This is a genomic window from Sphingomonas sp. EU05-FHT14C10, from assembly GCF_058790595.1.
The window spans coordinates 71,909-85,407 of the sequence record NZ_JBYTEN010000006.1; the positions used below are offsets into that span (position 1 = coordinate 71,909).

Here is a 13,499-nt window from a genome sequence, read left to right on the forward strand (position 1 = left end):
GGGTTCGCATGATGCCGGAATTCGATCGTCGATCAGGCGGATGGCGCGCCGCGGCGGCGAGCCTCGTCGTGCTGCTGGCCGCGCCCGCAAGCGCTGGCGTCGTCGATGGCGTCCACACCGTCGGCGACATCACCGTCTATCTGGGGGCGATGCCCGCGGCGATCGTGCGGGGCCATTCGCCCGACCATCCCGAAGCCAGCATGCATGGCGGTGTGCCCGCGCCGGGCGCGCATGCGGTGCATCTGGTGGTGGCGGTCTTCAGGACTTTCGGCGGGCAGCGCGTGACCGACGCGACCGTCACGGCTCGGATTTTCGAGGCCCGCGGCAAGACATGGACCGTTCCGCTCGCGCCGATGACGATCAACGGCGCGCTGACCTATGGCGGCTATGCGAGCCTCCGGAGCGTCAACGACTATCGCATCGATATCGTGGTGGCCCGCCCGCAGCCGGCCGCGCAGCCCTATCAGGTCCGACGCCCCAACCCGCTGATCGCGTACTTCACCTATGCCCATGATTGACCCTCGGCCGAAGGAACCAGCGATGCACAGCGAAGATGGGATCAAGGTCGCGGTTGTCGGCTATGGCGTCATCGGGCGCCGCGTGGCGGAGACGATCCGTTTGCAGCCAGACATGCGGCTCGCCGGCGTCGCCGATGTGGCCGCGGACTGGCGCGTGGCGCAAGTAATCCAGGCTGGAACGCCGCTGTTCGCCGCGAGCGCCGAAGGACGGCAGGCGATGGAAACGGCCGGACTCGCCGTTGCGGGAACGCTTGCCGAACTCGTCGAAGTCTCGGACGTCATCGTCGATTGCACACCCAAGCGCCACGGTGCGGCCAATGCCGAGCTCTATCGCCGGATCGGCCGCGCGTTCATCGTCCAGGGCGGCGAGAAGCACGAAGTGGCGGGGCATTCGTTCGTCGCCGAGGCAAGCTATGCCGGCGCCGTCGGGCGCGGAGCGACACGCGTCGTCTCGTGCAACACCACCTCGATCGTCCGCACGCTGGGCGCGCTCAAGCGCGCCGGCCTGTTGGCCAAGGCGCGCGGCACTCTCCTGCGGCGGACCACCGATCCATGGGAGAGCCACCTCGGCGGCATCGTCAACACGCTCGTGCCCGAGGCGCAGCTGCCGAGCCATCAGGGCCCGGACGCGCGCTCGGTCGATCCCGACCTCGATGTCGTCACGATCGCGATCCAGGTGCCCGAAACGCTCGGGCATCTCCATGCCTGGAACGTCGAGCTGACGCGCGCAGCGAGCAAGGAAGAAGTCCTCGCCGCCTTTGCCGGCTCGTCGCGTATCCTGCCGGTCGACAGCCGCACCGGTCTTTCGGCACTCAATGCGATCAAGGAATGGATGACGGACGCGGGCCGGCCGCATGCGAACCTGTACGAGGTGGCGCTGTGGAGCGACCTGCTCACCGTCGAAGGCCGCGAGCTTTTCTATACCTATATGGTCGACAACCAGGCGATCGTCATTCCCGAGACGATCGACGCGATCCGGGCGCTGGGGGGCCGCGAGCCCGATCCCGCAGCGTCGATCGCGCTGACCGACCGGACGCTCGGGATCGGGACGCTGGCCAGTCCGAATCCGCCGGCCGGGTGAGCGGGCGACGCGCGCGCCGGACGCTCACCATTGCCGCTTGAACAAGAGCCAGCTGGCCGCGAACAACGGCACGCCGATGGCAACCAGTGCCACGCCGTGCCGCCAGAGTTCGACGATGCCCGCGCCCTTGAGGAACAGTCCGGTCGTGATGTCGATGAAGTGGCGCAGCGGACTGGCCTCGATTCCGACCTGGAGCCAATAGGGCATGTTCTCGATCGGCGCGATCCCGCCTGACAGGAACAGGAGCGGGAAGAGGCCGAAGAAGCTGGTCAGCAACGCCTGTTGCAGCGTGGTGGTGATCGTCGCGATGAAGATGCCGATCGACACCGCACTCAACAGGAAGATCAAGTCGAGCGCGATGAACGTCGCGAGGTTGCCGTTGAGCGGCACGCCGAGCAGGCGGATGACGAGCAGCGACGGGAAGAGCGATCCCAGCACGAAGACGATCGGCGGCACGATCTTTCCGATGAACAGCTCGTGCGCCCGGATCGGCGTCACGCGGATCTGCTCGAGCGTCCCGCCCTGCTTCTCGCGCACCAGTCCCGCCGCGGGCAGGATGATCGCGAGCATGAAGCCCGCCTGGGTCAGCATCGCCAGCGCATTGAGCCGGGTATTGGTGAGATCGGGATTGTACCAGATATGCACCGCCGGCTCGACGCCGCCCGCCATCGGCATTGTCGCCGGCATCCGTGCTTGCGCGAAGCGCGCGGTCATCTCGACGATATAGGCCCGGGCGCGCGCGGCGACGTCGGCGTTCGAGCCGTCCACCACCACGCCGACCGAGGCCTGGCGCCCCGCGGCGATCCGCGCGCCGAAGTTCGGCGGCACTTCGATGAGCGCGTCGAGCGCGCCCGAGCGCAGATGGGTTTCCGCGTCTCGCATAGAGTAGAATTGGTTGCGCAGGACGAAGGTGTCGGCCGACGTCAGTTCCTGGATCAGGCTCCGGCTCACGACCGTGCGGTCGTGATCGATCACCCCGAGCTTCAAATTCTTGACGTCGAACCCGAGCGCCATCGCGCACATCGCCATCTCGACGGTCGCGAGAAACAGGATCAGGAAGAGCACCACGGGATCGCGCAGCATCTGCGCGAACTCCTTGCCGAGCAGGCCGGAAATCCGTCCCCACATGATCAGGCGATCCGCTTCTTGAACAGGAAGGTCGAAAGCGCCAGCACGACCGCGCCATAGACAAGGAGCACGACCGCGTTGAACCAGAGCTCGCCCAGCCCTGCGCCGCGCATGACGATGCCGCGCGAGATGTTGACGAAATACATGGTCGGGATCCGCGCCGCATAGCCTTGAAAGAAGGCGGGCATGGTGAAGACGGGATAGATGAAGCCAGAGAATAGGAACGACGGCATCAGCGTCGCGATCATCGTGACCAGCATCGCGGCGATCTGCGTGCGGACCAGCGTCGAGATCAGCAGCCCGATTGAGACCGTGGTAACGACATAGACCAGCCCCAGTCCGGCGAGCAGCAACAGGCTGCCATGCATCGGGAGCTTGAACCAGAGGAATCCCGCCGCGAGCACGATCGCGAGCTGCCCGGCGGCGATAGCGGCATAGGGCAGGAGCTTGGCGACGATGAACTCCGCCTTGGTGAGCGGCGAGGCGAAGATCTGCGCGATCGTGCCCAGCTCCTTCTCGCGGGCGACCGCGAGCGCGGTCAGCAGCGGCGGAAAGGTCATCATGATCACCGCGAACAGGCCGGGAAGAAGGAAGTCGCGGCTGCGCAGCTGCGGATTGTACCAGACGCGCACCTCGGGCTGCACGGGCAATTGCAACGTGCCGCTCGGAAATGCGTAGAGGATGGCGCGGCCATAGGCCGAGACGATCGCGGCGGTGCTCGAATAGGTGCCGTCGATGAGAAACTCGACGGGAGCGCTCCGGCCCTGGGCGAGCTGGCGACCGAACCCGGGCGGGATTGACAGGACGGCGCGGGCGCGGCCTTCCATCAGCGCATGCTCGGCCATGCGCTCGTCTTCCGGACTTCCAGCGAGGCGGAAATAGGGCGTGTTCAGAAACTGCGTGGTCAGCGACCGGCTGGCGACGCTCTTGTCATGGTCGACGACCATGAGCGGGGCGTTCTCCACATCGAACGACAGCGCGTAGCCGAACAGGAACAGCATCACGACCGGCATGAACAGAGACAGCCAGATCGTGACCGGATCGCGGACGATCTCGAGCACTTCCTTGCGCGAGAAGGCGAGGACGCGCGACGGCTTCACGCGGCCTGCGCCTGCTTGCGCTCGCGCGCGATCAGCCCGAGGAAGACCTCCTCGACACGCGCATCGGCGAGTCCGAGCTCGCGCTGGAGCGTCTCGAGCGGACCGAGGCCGATCATCCGGCCATCCATCATCATCCCGAGCCGATCGCAATAGGTCGCCTCCTCGAGATAATGAGTGGAGACGATGACCGCGACGCCGTCGCCGGCGAGCGCCGCGATCAGGCGCCAGAAGCGAAAACGCGACAAGGGATCGACGCCCGAGGTAGGCTCGTCGAGAAACAGCACTTTCGGCCGATGGAGAATGGCGCAGGCCAGCGCGAGGCGCTGGCGCAACGCGCTGGACAGGCTTCGCACCAATCCATCCTGCGCCATCGGGAAGCCGGCGCGCTCGCTTGCCCAGGCGATGCGTTCCCGCATCAGCCGTGGCGCCACGCCATAGGCGCGCGCGAAAAAGCCCAGATTCTCCTGGGCTGTCAGATCGGGGAACAGCGAGAATTTCTGCGAGACATAACCGATCCGGCTACGCACCTGCTCGCTTTGCCGTGCGACGTCGAAGCCGGCGACCTGGGCACTGCCCTCGCTCGGGGCGAGCAGGCCGCACAGGATTCGGATCAACGTGGTCTTGCCCGCGCCGTTGGGGCCGAGCAGACCGAGCACCTCGCCGGCCCGAATATCGAGATCGACCCGGTCGACCGCAACGAACCGGCCGAAGCGCTGGGTGACTGCGGCTGCGGCGACGACAATCCCGGCGGTTGCCGAACGCTGCGCCACCGTCTCGACTGCCGCACGTGCTCCCGGCTCCATCGACAGGACGGTGAACACGTCTTCCATATCGGGTTCCACCGCGTCCACTGCGGTTGCTGCGGCGAACTCCGGGGGCAAGGCCGTCGCGGTCTGGACGCGGTAGCCGGTGCGACTGTGCTTCTGGAAGCTCAGTACCGCGTCCGATGCGGCAAGCTCGCTCTCGAGCGCATAGGGCTCGGGGGCAGTCACGCGATAGACGCGCCGTCGCGCCGCTTCGCGCAACTCGGGGGGCGCACCCAGCGCCAGCGTCCGCCCCTCGCGCAGCAGCAGCACGTGGTCGCAGGCATCCGCCTCGTCCATATAGGAGGTCGCGAACACGATCGATCGACCTTCGCCGCGCGCCGCCTCGAGGATCCGCCACAGCTCGCGCCGCGAAAGCGGATCGACGCCGAGGCTCGGTTCGTCGAGGATCAGGAGCGGCGGCTCGTGGATGAGATTGGCGCAGAGCGCGAGCTTCTTGCGCATTCCGCCGGACAGCGCGCCTTCGGGCCGGTCTTCAAACCGCTCGAGCCCGGCCATCGCCAACAACCTCGCCTTTCGCGCGGCATAGTCTTGCCGGGGCACGTCGCGGATCGCTGCGGCGAAGGCAATGTTCTCCGCGACGCTCAGGCGGTCGTAGAGCGAGAAGCCCTGCGACATATAGCCGACCTGCGCCTGCACCCGCTCTGGGTGCTTGCCCAGGTCCTCGCCCAAGACGCGACCCGTGCCGAAGCTCGGGCGCAGGATGCCGGCCAGCATCTGCAGCAAGGTGGTCTTGCCGGCGCCGTCGGGACCAACCACCCCGAATGCCTGCCCCGGCGCGACATCGAAGGTGATATCTTGGAGCACGGTGCGGTCCCCATAGCGGCGGCCAAGGCCGTGCGCTTCGATCACCGGGGCGCGCGCCACCGATCTATTCCGGAACGCGCAGTTCGGCGGGCCAGCCCGCCTTGGGATCCCAGAGGATCCAGGCGTCGGCCGGCATACCCGGCTTGAGCAGGCCCTCCGGATTGGCGGCTTCCAGCGTCACGCCATAGACGGTGCGGCTGCGCTCGTCCTTCATGTGCACGTCGCGCGGCGTAAACTGAGCTTGCGCATCGATCCGCGTCACGCGGGCGGTGAAGTCGCGGCCGGGAAAGGCGTCCACCCGGATACGTGCCGCGGAGCCGAGGCGAATGCGGCCGAGGTCGGCTTCGCTGATGAATATCCTGAGCCGGACCGTGGAGAGATTGGCGAGAATCGCGAGCGGCTGGCCCGCGGCGACGACTTCGCCGGGCTCTACCAGGCGCTCGAGCACAGCGGCGGTGAGCGGCGCATAGACGCGCGTCTTCCCGATCTGTGAACGCGCGAGCGCCAGCGTCTTCTGCGCGGCATCGGCCTGTGCCGTGGCACCGGCACGCTGCTCGCGGAAGACGCCGACCTGCTCGGCGGCGGCGACATAGGCGTTGCGCTGTACGTCGAGGCGCTGCGCCGAGACCCAACCGCGCCGGCTCAGTTCCTCGTAGCGCGCAAGGTCCGTTTTGGCGGTCATCGCGTGATGCGCGGCGAGCGCAATCTGGCCGTCGATCTGCACCGCGGCCAGACGCGCGGCATTGCGCTGGGCTTTGGCGCGATCCGCCTGCAGCTCGTAGTCGACGGGATCGATCCGAACCACGAGCATGCCCGAAGTGACGCTGGATCCCTCGATCGCGCGATTCTCCAGCACGCGCCCGGGAACTTCGGAACTCAATCTCACTTCGTCGGCTTCGATACGCCCGCTGCCGTAGATCAGCTGCGTTGCCTGCGGACGCGGCTGGAGCACCCAATAGAGGGCCGCCGAGCCGATCACCAGAATGATGAGTCCCAAGCCGACCAGGAGAGGCGTGCGTCGGGCTGGTAACGTCAAGGGAATCTCCGGATGCTCAGCCAGTCTCAGCTGCGGCGCCGGTATCCCTGATGCCGCACGATAGTAGACGCCACGTCCGGCCCGATATTACGCGGATGCGCCCTCCCGGCGGCAGCGATTGCGCCGCGCGTCTCAAGGATGGCGGCGCAAAGCCGGATTCGGGTCCTTCAGGCGTAAGCCTGGGCAAAGGCGGGAGCGCGTGCCGGGGTCATCCCCGAGATCGGCATCGCGTCGAGCGCGTCGCGCAGTGCCCGGCGCGCACGATGCGCGCGAACCGCAAGGTTGTTCACGGTAATACCGAGCTGGTCGGCCGCCAGCTGCTTCGGCTGGTCGAGCAGGTCGAGCCGATAGATGGTATCGGCATATTCCGGCTTGAGCCGTGCCAGCGTCGCCATCACGGTGTTCGAAGGGTCCGGTGCGAGATCGGCGACGGTCTCGTCGGCACGATCATGGTGGTCGAGATCGAAGGAGACCTCGCGCTGGCCCCTGGTCGTGCGGCGGCGGCAGAAGTCGATCAGCGTCGTCTCGAACAGCCGGCGGAGCCAGCCATGGACCGCCTGGGGATCGCGCAACTGCCCGGCGCGCTCGAGCGCCTTCAACGCGAACGCCTGGACGACATCTTCGGCGGCGTTGGTGTCGCGCAGCCGCTTCGCGGCGAGGGCGCGATACCGAGTATAGCCGTTTGCCAGCTCGGCGCGTATCAGGCGCAGTGCGGTGGCGGGCGCCGCGTCGTCGCCGACGGGGCCGCGACCCGCGGCGAGAGCGCAGATGCAAGGACCGCGATCATTCGACTTGGGCGTAACTCCCGACGTGGCGCCGCTTTTCGCTATCGTTACTGGCATGATGGCCTCGCTCTGCTGCCTTGTCAGAGGGCTATCACCAGCGATCGGCTCAGAAACTACGCGCGGTTACCTACGTGAGTTTCCCTATTGGAATGCAGTTATTGGGCGAACCGGCGGAAGACGGCCTCGCGGCCGACGCATGCGCTCAGATTGCGCTTCGTTAGGCTGACGCGCGCGCGCCGCCGTTCAGGCAGCCGGCGAGCAGATCGAGCAGGCGTTCGTCGGTGAGCGGCTTTTCCAGCATCGCGCTGAAGCCGGTCTCGCGCGCCATCTGCTCCATCGTGCCTTTGTACAATCCTGTGATCAGAATCGCCGGAGCGGTCCAGCCTTGCGCCCGCAGCGTTCGAAGCAGCGTCACGCCATCGATCGCAGGCATGGCATAATCGGTTATCAGGCATTGGGCGGCACGTGCCATTGGGTCGTGCAGCAGGTCCACCGCCCGCTCATAACCGCGAACCGCATATCCGCTCGTCCTCAGAAGCAGCGTGATCGCGCGGCGGACTGCTGGGTCGTCGTCGACCAGCAGCACACATGGCCGCTGCGCGTCGGAAGTCCGTCCGTGATCCACAACATCGCTCCACGCCGGCGGTCGGGTCGGCCGCGGTCCATTGGCGCTAGCCCGGTGGCGCGGAATGCTGAATAGGTACGATACCGGGGCAACCGGCCGTCAGGAGCGACCGCCGAGTTCGACGACGAGCGCGATGCGGAGCGCCTGCGGCAGTGTCTGTACGCGCAGCTTGTCCATCAGATTGGCGCGATGAATCTCGACCGTGCGCGGGCTTATCCCGAGATCGATGGCGATCATCTTGTTGGTCTGGCCGGCGGCCAACCCGTCGAGAACCTCGCGTTCGCGCGCCGTCAGACACTCCAGACGCGCCACGGCGGCCGCCACTGTCAGGTCGAGCTCGTCCTTCCGGCTCAGCAGGGCAAAGCCGTCGTCGAGCGCGAGCATCAGCGTGTCCTCCTCGAACGGCTTTTCGATGAAGTTGCGCGCGCCCAGCCGCATCGCGGCGACGGCGGTCGCGATATCGCCATGCGCGGTCATGATGATGACCGGCCAATCGAATTCGGTCGTTGCCAGCCGTTCGAGCACGCCGATGCCATCGAGGTCGGGCATCCGCACGTCCAGCAGCACGCACCCGGGGCGCGAGTCCATCACCTTGTCGAGGAAGGCGACGCCCGAGGCATGGCTTTCGACCAGATAGCCTTGCGTTCGCAACAGGAGCGCAGTGCCCCGGCGCACCGAGGCGTCGTCGTCCACGATATGCACCAGCCGCTCAGTTGTCATCGCCCGCCTCGCTTGCCTCGAGACGCGCGAGCGTGAAGCGGAAGATCATCCCGCCTTCCCCGCGCGATTCGGCCCAGAGCCGGCCGCCATGCGCCTCGATGATCGTCTTGCAGATTGAAAGTCCCACGCCGAGCCCCTGCGCCTTGGTGCTGGTGAAGGGCTCGAAGAGATGATCCAGCGCTTCCGGAGCGATACCCGTTCCGGTATCGGCGACCGCGAGTTCGACTTCGTCACTGCCGAGCGCGCGCGTCGAAATGGTCAGCTCTCGCTGCGGACGGTCTTCCATCGCCTCGATTGCATTGCGGATCAGATTGAGCAGCACCTGCTGGATCTGGATGCGGTCGACCAGGACGCGCGCCACTGTCGGATCGAGATCGACCCGTACCGTGATGCCGCGCTGGCTGACGCCGGCGAGCGCCAGCGCGCTCGCCTCCTCGATCAGCTTGGTCAGGCTAACGATCTCGCGCTCGGTGTCGCCGCGCGCCACGAAATCGCGCAGCCGCCGGACGATCTGGCCGGCGCGCACGGCTTCGGCGATGCCATCCCCGATCGCTTCCCGCGCGTCGCTCAGGGAATCGGGCTCGCCGCGTGCAAGCAGCGTCCGCGCGGCCATGAGATAGGTTGCGACGGCCGTCAGCGGCTGATTGAGCTCATGCGCAAGCGTCGATGCCATGGTTCCCATGGCGCTTACCCGGGCGACATGGATCAGCTCCTCCTGGAGATCCTGCAATCGCCGCTCGATATCCTGCCGCGCGGTCAGGTCGCGGATGAAGCCAGTGAACAGCTGATGACCGTCCTTCGCGACCACTTCGCCGATCGCCAGTTCCATCGGGAAGACGCTGCCGTCGCGGCGGCGGCCCGAAACCACGCGGCCGATGCCGATGATGCGCCGCTCGCCGGTGCGCAGATAGCGCGCGAGATAGCCGTCATGGGCCTCACGGTGCGGCGAGGGCGCCAGTATGCTGACATTCTCGCCGAGAAGCTCGGCCTCGCTATAGCCGAACAGGCGTTCGGCCGCCGAGCTGAAGGACTGGATCAATCCGGATTGATCGATCACCACCATCGCGTCGGGCATCGAGTCGAGGATCGACCGAAGATGCGCTTCACTCGTCTCGAGCGCCGCGCTTGCCCGCCGCAGCTCGGTGATGTCGCGCACGACTTCGCCAAAGCCGATGATCGCGCCGCCATCGTCGCGAATGGCATAGATCGCCACCTCCGCGAGGAATTCGGTGCCATCGTTGCGAACGCGCCCTTGTTCGCATTCGTGGTGGTTCACTCGCTCGGCCAGCTCGCACATCCGGGCGGGGACGCCGCCCGCCACGGCCTGTTGGGGAAACAAGCTCGAATAGTGGCGGCCGACCATCTCCTCGGAGGTCCAGCCATGGATGCGCGCGGCGCCTTGGTTCCAACTGAGGATGATACCGGCGGGATCGAGCAGGAGGATCGCCGATCCGTCCATCCGACCGATCAGGTCGTTCAAGCCATCGACCATGATCGCGTGCGCGGCGTCGGGCGCAACAATCGCGGATTTGACCATCGGCTATCATTCCCCCGCACCGCCCTCGGATGCGCGCCCGGCGAACAGGCGTACCAAGCCGGGCCAATCCCTTCCAGGCGGCGCTTCTCCATCATTACGCGGAAAATTGATGCAGCCCTCGCGGGATCGCTCGATTTTTTTCCGGCACATCGAGGACGACCGAAAAGCATCCCTGGGAACCGTCCGTCCGCGACGGCATGTGGGCATTCGGCGATCAGCCGCGAGGGAGCGCCTAGGCCCGCGCTTCCAGAAGCTTGTGCACCGCCATCAGCACGGCGTCCATATGAGGGGCCGCCGTCGGGTCGCTACGAGCCGGCAATTCGATGACGGCGATCCCTGCCCTGGCGCAAAAACGAAGGTCGATGGGATGGTCCGGCGACCGCGCGATGATGATCGCGGCGTTGGGTAATTGGACCAGCACCGGGAACGTCAGGCGCGAGCCCTCGCCCACGCTGACGATCTCGATATCGCGATAGTCGGCGACATTTCCGATATCGAGCGGCTGGGGCGTGCAGCGGCACTCGAGCGCGGGGCACAGGCTGCCGATGGCTTGCGCCACGTCCACGCCGGTTTCGAAGACCGCCAGTTTCATCCACTGTCCCTAGCCTCAGGAAGCGCGCGGCTTCATGATTCCGAGCCCGAGCCCGGCTCCTACCGGCTAGGGACGCACGCGCCAGGTGCTATTTACAGGGGATCATTTGCGGGCCCCGGTTACAGGCGATCATTTGCGGGCCACGGTCGTGCGAAGGCCCGGCTTCGGCAACGATGCAGCCGATGCGGTTCAGCCGGCCTCGACAAGGTTGATCGGCTTGCCCTCGGCGAAAGCCACGATGTTGGCGATGCTCGTCTCGACGATGCGCCGCCGGGCTTCGACGGTATTATAGGCCACATGCGGCGTGACGAGCACGTTGGGCATCGACATGAGCACATGGTTGGCCAGCAGTTCGCGGACGCTCGCTGCATCGGGCGGCGATGCGCGGAAGATTTCCGCCTCGTCGCGCATCAGCGGTTCCTGGGGTAGGACGTCGAGGCCGGCGGCGCGCAGGCGCCCACTCGCGACCGCCCGGACGAGCGCGTCGACTTCGACGACATTGCCGCGCGCGGTGTTGATGAGAATCGCGCCCGGCTTCATCAGCGCGAACTCGGCGTCGCCGATCAGGTTGCGGGTCGTCGCGGTCGCAGGCACGTTGAGGGAGACGACATCGGCGGTCCGCAGAAGCTCGGGCAGGTCCAGGTACGTGAAACCTTCCTGGCGCGCCAGCGCGGCGTCGGGCGCGAGATCGGCCGCGACGACCTCCATCCCGAACCCCTTGGCGATGGCGATCACACGCCGTCCGATCCGACCGGTGCCGATCACGCCGATGGTCTTTCCGTAAAGGTCGGTGCCGCGCAGCTCAGACTGGTCGAAGCGGCCGCCGCGCGCGCCTTCCACGGTCGGGACCAGGTTGCGCACGAGCGCCAGGAGCAGTGTGAACACATGCTCGGCGACGGTGACGTCGCCATAGCTCGGAACGTTGCTGACGGCGATCTGGCGCCCGGCGCAATAGTCGAGGTCGATGTGATCGAATCCGGTCGAGCGCGTCGCGATCATCCTGAGCCTGGGCAGGAGCGAGAGCGTCGCGGCGTCGAGACGCGAGTTGACGAAGGTCGTGACGATCTCGGCTTGCGCAAAGGCAGGGGCGGTCGACTGGTTGAGCGGGTCGACGGTGCACTGAAGATGGTGCCTGTCCGCGAGCGCCGCGCAAGCCCGGGCCTCCCAGTCCTCGGCCTCGAACACCACGATATCCATCCGCGTTACCTCCGTGGTGGCTGACTACCGACGCCCCGGACGAGGGGACATGCGGGCGATCCCCTAGTCAGGCGCGGGCAGGTGAAACGCGTCCGGGTGTAATGTGCCGCTCGATACGGCGTCCTTGCGGAAGTCGCCGGCCAGACTCGCGGGCGGCGGCGAAAGGGATCTGAATGACCGTAAGCCTCACCTTCCTCGGTGCCGCCGGCACCGTCACCGGCTCCAAATATCTGCTCGACACCGGCAGGCACCGCATCCTGATCGATTGCGGGCTGTTCCAGGGCTACAAGCAGCTGCGCGAGCGCAACTGGGCGCGGTTTCCGATCCCGCCCGCCGAGGTCGATGCGGTGCTGCTCACGCACGCGCATCTCGACCATTCGGGCTATCTGCCCGCCCTGGTGCGCGACGGGTTCAAGGGGCCGATCATCAGCACGCGCGCGACGCGCAAGCTGTGCGAGTTGCTGCTCCCGGACAGCGGTCACCTGATGGAGGGCGATGCGCGCTTCGCGAACATGCGGGGATTCAGCAAGCACAAGCCGGCGCTCCCGCTTTACACCCAGGACGATGCGATGCGGTCGCTGCAATCGTTCCGCACGCACGGTTTCCATGAGCCGGTCGATGTCGTCGAGGGGTGCCGCGCACTCTTCCGGCCGGCAGGGCATATTCTCGGTGCGGCAAGTATCGAAATCGAATGCGAAGGTCTGCGCATCGTCTTCTCGGGCGACGTCGGCCGCTATGGTGACGCGACGATGGTCGATCCCGAGCCGGTGCCCGCGGCGGATTATCTGATCGTCGAGTCGACCTATGGCAACCGGCTGCACGACCGCACCTCGCCCCAGGCGGCGCTCGAGGACGTCATCGGCCGCACCATTCAGCGCGGCGGCACGGTCGTGATCCCGGCATTCGCGGTCGGCCGCGCGCAGGCGCTGATCTTTCATCTCGCGCAGCTGCGCAAACAGGGCCGGATCGCCAACGTGCCGGTGTTCCTCGACAGCCCGATGGCGGTGAACGCGAGCGAGATCTTCTGCGACTTCGTCGGCGAGCACCGCCTCACCGCGGAGCAGTGCCGCGAGGCGTGCGGCCAGGTCACCTATGTGCGCGAGATGGAAGAATCGAAGCGGCTCGATGAGGACATGGCGCCGAAGGTCATCATCTCGGCGAGCGGCATGGCGACGGGCGGACGCGTGCTCTATCATCTGAAGCGCTACGCGCCGGTGCGACGGAACACGATCGTGCTCGCCGGCTTCCAGGCCGGCGGCACGCGCGGCGCCGCGCTGCGGGACGGTGCCGAGGAGCTCAAGATCCACGGCGAATATGTTCCTGTCCGTGCCGAGGTCGCGAGCCTCGACATGATGTCGGCGCACGCCGACCGCGACGAACTGATGCGCTGGCTCGGTGGATTTGAGGCCGCACCGCGCATGGCCTTCGTGACGCATGGCGAACCCGACGCGTCCGACACGTTCCGACGGGACATCTCCGAAAAGCTGGGGTGGTCCGCGCGCGTTCCCGAGCATGGTGAGCGGGTCGAGCTCGCATGAGGCACGCTCCG

13 protein-coding genes are annotated in these 13,499 nt (G+C 66.7%); 3 read left to right on the forward strand and 10 right to left on the reverse strand.

What is annotated here, in order from left to right:
- The first annotated feature begins 8 nt into the window (after positions 1–8).
- Positions 9–518: a hypothetical protein gene (locus AC3WT0_RS08360; RefSeq protein WP_492753051.1), complete on the forward strand. Its 510-nt coding sequence runs from the start codon at positions 9–11 to the stop codon at positions 516–518.
- 22 nt (positions 519–540) lie between these two features.
- On the forward strand, positions 541–1,599 hold the full coding sequence (locus tag AC3WT0_RS08365) for a type II glyceraldehyde-3-phosphate dehydrogenase (protein ID WP_492753052.1): 1,059 nt from the start codon (positions 541–543) through the stop codon (positions 1,597–1,599).
- A gap of 24 nt (positions 1,600–1,623) precedes the next feature.
- Here AC3WT0_RS08365 and AC3WT0_RS08370 read toward each other — a convergent pair whose 3' ends face one another.
- The 10 genes from AC3WT0_RS08370 to AC3WT0_RS08415 form a co-directional block, all read right to left on the reverse strand.
- Entirely contained in the window at positions 1,624–2,727 is a 1,104-nt protein-coding gene (locus AC3WT0_RS08370; protein WP_492753053.1) for an ABC transporter permease, read from the reverse strand.
- 2 nt (positions 2,728–2,729) lie between these two features.
- Positions 2,730–3,827, reverse strand: coding sequence for an ABC transporter permease (locus AC3WT0_RS08375; RefSeq protein ID WP_492753054.1), 1,098 nt, complete (start codon positions 3,825–3,827; stop codon positions 2,730–2,732).
- Positions 3,824–5,518: an ATP-binding cassette domain-containing protein gene (locus AC3WT0_RS08380; protein WP_492753055.1), complete on the reverse strand. Its 1,695-nt coding sequence runs from the start codon at positions 5,516–5,518 to the stop codon at positions 3,824–3,826. The genes AC3WT0_RS08375 and AC3WT0_RS08380 overlap by 4 nt, the downstream gene beginning before the upstream one ends.
- Before the next feature lie 4 nt (positions 5,519–5,522).
- The gene (locus AC3WT0_RS08385; protein ID WP_492753056.1) at positions 5,523–6,494 is read right to left on the reverse strand and encodes an HlyD family secretion protein; all 972 of its coding nucleotides are present in this window, start codon (positions 6,492–6,494) and stop codon (positions 5,523–5,525) included.
- Between the two features lie 167 nt (positions 6,495–6,661).
- Positions 6,662–7,336, reverse strand: coding sequence for an RNA polymerase sigma factor (locus AC3WT0_RS08390; protein WP_492753057.1), 675 nt, complete (start codon positions 7,334–7,336; stop codon positions 6,662–6,664).
- 160 nt (positions 7,337–7,496) lie between these two features.
- Positions 7,497–7,865, reverse strand: coding sequence for a response regulator transcription factor (locus tag AC3WT0_RS08395; RefSeq protein WP_492753058.1), 369 nt, complete (start codon positions 7,863–7,865; stop codon positions 7,497–7,499).
- A 138-nt stretch (positions 7,866–8,003) separates the two neighbouring features.
- Positions 8,004–8,624 carry a response regulator transcription factor gene (locus tag AC3WT0_RS08400; protein WP_492753059.1) on the reverse strand — a complete coding sequence of 207 codons (621 nt, stop codon included), beginning with the start codon at positions 8,622–8,624 and terminating at the stop codon, positions 8,004–8,006.
- Positions 8,614–10,161, reverse strand: a complete 1,548-nt coding sequence (locus tag AC3WT0_RS08405) for a PAS domain S-box protein (RefSeq protein WP_492753060.1) — start codon at positions 10,159–10,161, stop codon at positions 8,614–8,616. The genes AC3WT0_RS08400 and AC3WT0_RS08405 overlap by 11 nt, the downstream gene beginning before the upstream one ends.
- 232 nt (positions 10,162–10,393) lie before the next feature.
- A complete protein-coding gene (locus AC3WT0_RS08410) occupies positions 10,394–10,753 on the reverse strand; it encodes a hypothetical protein (RefSeq protein ID WP_492753061.1) in 360 nt (119 codons plus the stop codon).
- 189 nt (positions 10,754–10,942) lie between these two features.
- Positions 10,943–11,950, reverse strand: a complete 1,008-nt coding sequence (locus AC3WT0_RS08415; protein ID WP_492753062.1) for a hydroxyacid dehydrogenase — start codon at positions 11,948–11,950, stop codon at positions 10,943–10,945.
- Between the two features lie 173 nt (positions 11,951–12,123).
- Between AC3WT0_RS08415 and AC3WT0_RS08420 the strand changes: the two genes are divergently transcribed.
- Positions 12,124–13,488 carry an MBL fold metallo-hydrolase RNA specificity domain-containing protein gene (locus tag AC3WT0_RS08420; protein WP_492753063.1) on the forward strand — a complete coding sequence of 455 codons (1,365 nt, stop codon included), beginning with the start codon at positions 12,124–12,126 and terminating at the stop codon, positions 13,486–13,488.
- Positions 13,489–13,499: the final 11 nt, after the last annotated feature.

What these genes read in the sequence shown, in the direction of transcription:
- AC3WT0_RS08360 (WP_492753051.1), top strand. Translation starts at nt 9, where the DNA reads ATGATGCCGGAATTCGATCGTCGATCAGGCGGATGGCGCGCCGCGGCG.
- AC3WT0_RS08365 (WP_492753052.1), top strand. Translation starts at nt 541, where the DNA reads ATGCACAGCGAAGATGGGATCAAGGTCGCGGTTGTCGGCTATGGCGTC.
- AC3WT0_RS08370 (WP_492753053.1), bottom strand. Translation starts at nt 2,727, where the DNA reads ATGTGGGGACGGATTTCCGGCCTGCTCGGCAAGGAGTTCGCGCAGATG.
- AC3WT0_RS08390 (WP_492753057.1), bottom strand. Translation starts at nt 7,336, where the DNA reads ATGCCAGTAACGATAGCGAAAAGCGGCGCCACGTCGGGAGTTACGCCC.
- AC3WT0_RS08400 (WP_492753059.1), bottom strand. Translation starts at nt 8,624, where the DNA reads ATGACAACTGAGCGGCTGGTGCATATCGTGGACGACGACGCCTCGGTG.
- AC3WT0_RS08405 (WP_492753060.1), bottom strand. Translation starts at nt 10,161, where the DNA reads ATGGTCAAATCCGCGATTGTTGCGCCCGACGCCGCGCACGCGATCATG.
- AC3WT0_RS08410 (WP_492753061.1), bottom strand. Translation starts at nt 10,753, where the DNA reads ATGAAACTGGCGGTCTTCGAAACCGGCGTGGACGTGGCGCAAGCCATC.
- AC3WT0_RS08415 (WP_492753062.1), bottom strand. Translation starts at nt 11,950, where the DNA reads ATGGATATCGTGGTGTTCGAGGCCGAGGACTGGGAGGCCCGGGCTTGC.
- AC3WT0_RS08420 (WP_492753063.1), top strand. Translation starts at nt 12,124, where the DNA reads ATGACCGTAAGCCTCACCTTCCTCGGTGCCGCCGGCACCGTCACCGGC.